We start from the raw sequence: 4,653 nt of genomic DNA, 5'->3' as shown, positions 1-4,653 counted from the left end.
TTTCACCGTTTCTCGCGGGGGCTCGCCCCCGCGAGAAACGGTGAAAGGGCGGGGCAGGGGCCGGAACACGCGGCGCTACGCGCCGCACGAGCGCAGGTACGCGCGCGTACGCCGCGCGATGGGCAGCGGCGCGTCCGGCGCGCAGGGGTACATGTCCTGCTCGACGATCGCGAACAGGTCGGCGTCGAGCCGGGAGGCCGCCGCCAGGACGGGCGGTAGCGCGGGCACCCCGCGAGGCGGCTCGCACATCACCCCCTGCCGCACCGCCGGCCCGAACGCCGTGCCGCGCGCGACGACGTCGGCGAGCACGTCGGGATCCACCTGCTTCAGGTGGAGGTAGCCGATCCGCTCCCCGTACGTCTCGATGAGCCGGACGCTGTCGCCGCCGCAGTAGGCGTAGTGCCCGGTGTCCAGGCACAGCCGCACCAGCTCCGGATCGGTCGCGTCGAGGAAGCGCGCGACGTGCTCCTCGGTGTCGATGTGCGTGTCGGCGTGCGGATGGACGACGATCTCCAGCCCGTACGCGTCCCGGACCTCCCGGGCGAGCCGCTCCGTGCCGGCGGCGAGCAGGCGCCACTGTTCGGGCGTCAGCTCGGGGTCCTCCAGGCGTTCGGCGGTCCGGTCGTCGCGCCAGAAGGACGGGATGACGACGAGGTGGCGGGCGCCGGTGTCGCGGGCGAGGGCGGCGACCCGGGAGACCTGCTCCCAGGTCGCGTCCCAGACGGCCGGGCCGCGGTGCAGGGCGGTGAAGACCGTTCCGGCCGAGACGCTCAGGCCGCGCCGGGCGGTCTCGTCGCGCAGCCGGGCGGGGTCGGTCGGGAGGTAGCCGTACGGGCCGAGCTCGATCCAGCGGTAGCCCGCGTCGGCGACCTCGTCCAGGAACCGCCGCCAGGGCACCTGCGCGGGATCGTCGGCGAACCAGACGCCCCAGGAGTCGGGCGCCGAACCGACGCGGATCCGGTCGAGCATGCGGCTCTCCTCCCAGACGGGGTGGGGATGTCCGTAGCTTCCAGGGCCGGTGAGGGGGTGTCAAGGCTTCGACAGGACATACGGACGTAACGTCAATCCGCTTGGAGAGCACAGGAGGATCACAGGAGGACGTCAATATGTAAGGACAATTCCTTGACAGGGTTCGGCGGGCCCGGTTACACCTGACCCCATGAGCGAGCCGGACGGACCGCAGCCCTCCCACGCCTACGACCTGATCGCCATGGGCCGGCTCGGCGTGGACCTCTATCCGCTCCGGGCCGGCGTCCCGCTGGCGGAGGCGGACACCTTCGGGAAGTTCCTCGGCGGCTCGGCGGCCAACGTGGCAGTCGCCGCCGCCCGGCTCGGCCGCCGCACGGCGCTGGTGAGCCGCACCGGCGCCGACCCGTTCGGCGCCTACCTGCACTCCGAACTCCGCGGGTTCGGCGTCGACGACCGCTGGGTGACGCCCGTTCCCGCCTACCCGACGCCCGTCACCTTCTGCGAGATCTTCCCGCCGGACGACTTCCCGCTCTACTTCTACCGCCGTCCCAAGGCGCCCGACCTGGAGATCCGCCCCGAGGAGCTGGACTTTGCGGCGATCCGCGCCGCCCGCGTCCTCTGGACCACCGGCACGGGCCTGTGCGAGGAGCCCAGCCGGGCCGCGACGCTCGCCGCGCTCGCGGCCCGCGACCGCTGCGACATCACGGTCTTCGACCTCGACTGGCGGCCGTTGTTCTGGGGCGGTGAGGGCGGCGCCTCCGGCGCGGGCGGGCGGACGGGCGCCGCCGCGGCCGCCGCCGCGCGCCCGCACTACGCGGCGGCCTTGCGGCACGCGACGGTCGCCGTCGGCAACCTCGACGAGTGCGAGGTCGCCACCGGCGAGCGTGAACCGGAAGCCGCCGCCCGGGCGTTGCTCGCCACGGGCGTCGAACTCGCCGTCGTCAAACGGGGACCCGAGGGCGTCCTCGCCCTCCACCGCGACGGCACCCGCGCCGACGTGCCGGCCGTCCCGGTCAAGGTCCTCAACGGACTCGGCGCGGGCGACGCGTTCGGCGGCGCGCTCTGCCACGGCCTCCTCGCCGGCCGCCCCCTCGCGGACGCCCTCCGCTACGCCAACGCCGCCGGCGCCCTCGTCGCCTCCCGCCTCGCCTGCTCCTCGGCGATGCCGTGGCCGGAGGAGGTGGAGGCGCTGCTGGCGGGGGACGCGACGGGGGGCCGGAGCGCGGCCGGGGGAGGCGAGCGGGCCTTGGCTGGGGGAGTCGAACGGGCCTCGGCTGAGGGGCGCGAGCGGTCCCCGGCCGGGGGAGTCGAACAGGCCTCGGCCGAGGGGCGCGAGCGGTCCCCGGCCGGGAGAGTCGAACAGGCCTCGGCCGAGGGGCGCGAGCGGTCCTCGGCCGGGAGAGTCGAACGCTCCTCGGTTGGAGGAGGTGAACGACCTGCGGCCGGGGGAGGCGGGCGGTCCTCGGCTGGGGGAGGTGAAGGGTTCGCGGCTGGGGGAGTCGAGCGGGCCTCGGCTGAGGGGTGCGAGCGGTCCTCGGCCGGGAGAGTCGAACGCTCCTCGGCTGGAGGAGGTGAACGACCCGCGGCTGGGGGAGGCGAACGGCCCTTGGCTGGGGGAGCCCAACGGTCCTCGGCCGGAGGGCGTGAACGCCGCCCGGCCGAGGGGAGTAAACGATCCGTGGTCGAGGGAGGCGAACGACCCGTCGCCGGAGGGGACGGACGTCCGTGACCGTGCGCATCGCCGACCTCACCACCGTCCGCAGCCGCCACCCCGAGGCCGTCGCGGAGGCCGCCGCCCGCCGCCCGCGCCGCCCGCTGCTCGGGCCCTCTGGCCGGCTGCTGGTCGTCGCCGCCGACCACACCGCGCGTGGCGCCCTGTCCGCCGGCGGCTGCCGCCTGGCCATGGCCGACCGCGCCGACCTGCTGGAACGCCTGTGCGTCGCCCTTTCCCGGCCCGGCGTGGACGGCGTGCTCGCCACCGCCGACATCCTCGACGACCTGCTGCTGCTCGGCGCCTTGGACGGCAAGGTCGTCATGGGGTCCATGAACCGGGGCGGCCTCTCCGGCGCCGCCTTCGAGCTCGACGACCGCTTCACCGGCCCGAGCGCCGAGGACCTCGCCCGGCGCGGCTTCGACGCCGGGAAGCTGCTGCTCCGGATCGACCCGGGCGACCCCGGCTCGCTGCGCACGCTGGAGTCCGCGGCCCGGGCCGTCGACGCGATGGCCGCGCATCGGCTGCCGGTCTTCGTCGAGCCGTTCCTGTGCCGGCGGGACGGGGGCGGGCCCGGCGGTGTCGGCGCCCTCGGCGGTGTCGGTGGCCTTGGTGGCCCCGCCGGTCTCGGTGGTCTCCGTGGTCCGCTCCGCAATGACCTCACCGCCGAGGCCGTCATCACCTCCCTCACCATCGCCTCCGGCCTCGGCGCCACCTCCGCCTACACCTGGCTCAAGGTCCCCGTCACCGACGACCCCACCGCCATGGCCCGGGTGCTCCGGGCGACGACCCTCCCCGTCGTGCTGCTCGGCGGGGACGCGGGCCGCCGCCCCGCCGACGCCGAGCGGGCGTACGAGCGGTGGGACGCGGTGCTGCGCTTGCCCGGGGTGCGGGGGATGGTGGCGGGACGGGCACTGCTCTATCCGCCGGACGGTGACGTGGCGAAGGCGGTGGACCGGGTGGCGGGAATGCTGCGGTGAGGACGCGGACTCGGCCCGGACGGCTCCCGTGCCGGACTCGGCCGGGACGGCTCCCGCGCCGGGCGCGGTATGGGCGGCTTCCGTGCCGGGCCCCGGGGTGGGTGGCTCCCGCGCCGCATGCGATCCGGACGGGATCCGTCCCGCACGTGGTCCGGACGGCTCCCGTGCCGGGCCCCGGGATGGGCGGCTCCCGTCCCGCACGCGGTCCGGACGGGAGCCGCGCCGAAGGCGGTCCGGACGGCTCCCGTGCCGGGCCCCGGGGCGGGTGGCTCCCGCGCCGCATGCGATCCGTACGGGACCCGCGCCGGAGGCGGCCCGAGCGGCACACGCGCCGGACTCGGCCCGGACGGCTCCCGTGCCGCCCACGGCCCGGAGGGCTTCCGTGTCGGGCCCCGGGGTGGGTAGCTCCCGTCCCGCACGCGGTCCAGATGGGACCCGCGCCGGAGGCGGTCCGGGCGGCACACGCGCCGGACCCGGTCCGGACGGCTCTCGCGCCGCCCACGGCCCGGAAGGCTTCCGTGCCGGGCCCCGGGGTGGGTGGCTCCCGTCCCGCACGCGGTCCAGATGGGACCCGCGCCGCATGCGATCCGTACGGGACCCGTCCCGCACGCGGTCCGGACGGCTCCCGCGCCGCCCACGGCCCGGACGGCTTCGGCGCCGGACCCAGGGTGGGCGGCTCCTGTCCCGCACGCGGTTCGTATGGGACCCGCGCCGGAAGCGGTCCGGGCGGCACACGCGCCGCACGCGGCCCGGACGGGACCCGTCCGCTCACGATCCGGAAGGCTTCCGCGCCGCCCACGGCCCGGACGGCTTCCGTGCCGGACCCCAGGGTGGGTGGCTCCCGTCCCGCACGCGGTCCAGATGGGACCCGCGCCGGAAGCGGTCCGGGCGCCACACACGCCGCACGCGGCCCGGGACGGGACCCGTCCCGCCCGCGACCCGGAAGGCTCCCGCGCCGCACGCGGCCCGGAAGGCTTCGGCGCCGGACCCAGG

The 4,653-nt window shown here is 76.5% G+C and carries 2 protein-coding genes and 1 pseudogene; 2 read left to right on the top strand and 1 reads right to left on the bottom strand.

The features are described from left to right. Nucleotides 1-75 precede the first annotated feature (75 nt). Nucleotides 76-969: a sugar phosphate isomerase/epimerase family protein gene (locus ACSNOK_RS30865; protein WP_436784101.1), complete on the bottom strand. Its 894-nt coding sequence runs from the start codon at nt 967-969 to the stop codon at nt 76-78. Nucleotides 970-1,159: 190 nt separating this feature from the next. Between ACSNOK_RS30865 and iolC the strand changes: the two are divergent. Next, a pseudogene (iolC, locus tag ACSNOK_RS30860) lies at nt 1,160-2,174 on the top strand (5-dehydro-2-deoxygluconokinase); the annotation flags it as partial. Nucleotides 2,175-2,694: 520 nt separating this feature from the next. Further along, entirely contained in the window at nt 2,695-3,660 is a 966-nt protein-coding gene (locus ACSNOK_RS30855) for a Cgl0159 family (beta/alpha)8-fold protein (RefSeq protein WP_436784100.1), read from the top strand. Nucleotides 3,661-4,653 lie beyond the last annotated feature (993 nt).

This window comes from Streptomyces sp. URMC 126 (assembly GCF_051386555.1).
GTDB lineage: Bacteria > Actinomycetota > Actinomycetes > Streptomycetales > Streptomycetaceae > Streptomyces.
This window is presented reverse-complemented; position numbering and strand designations above follow the sequence as displayed.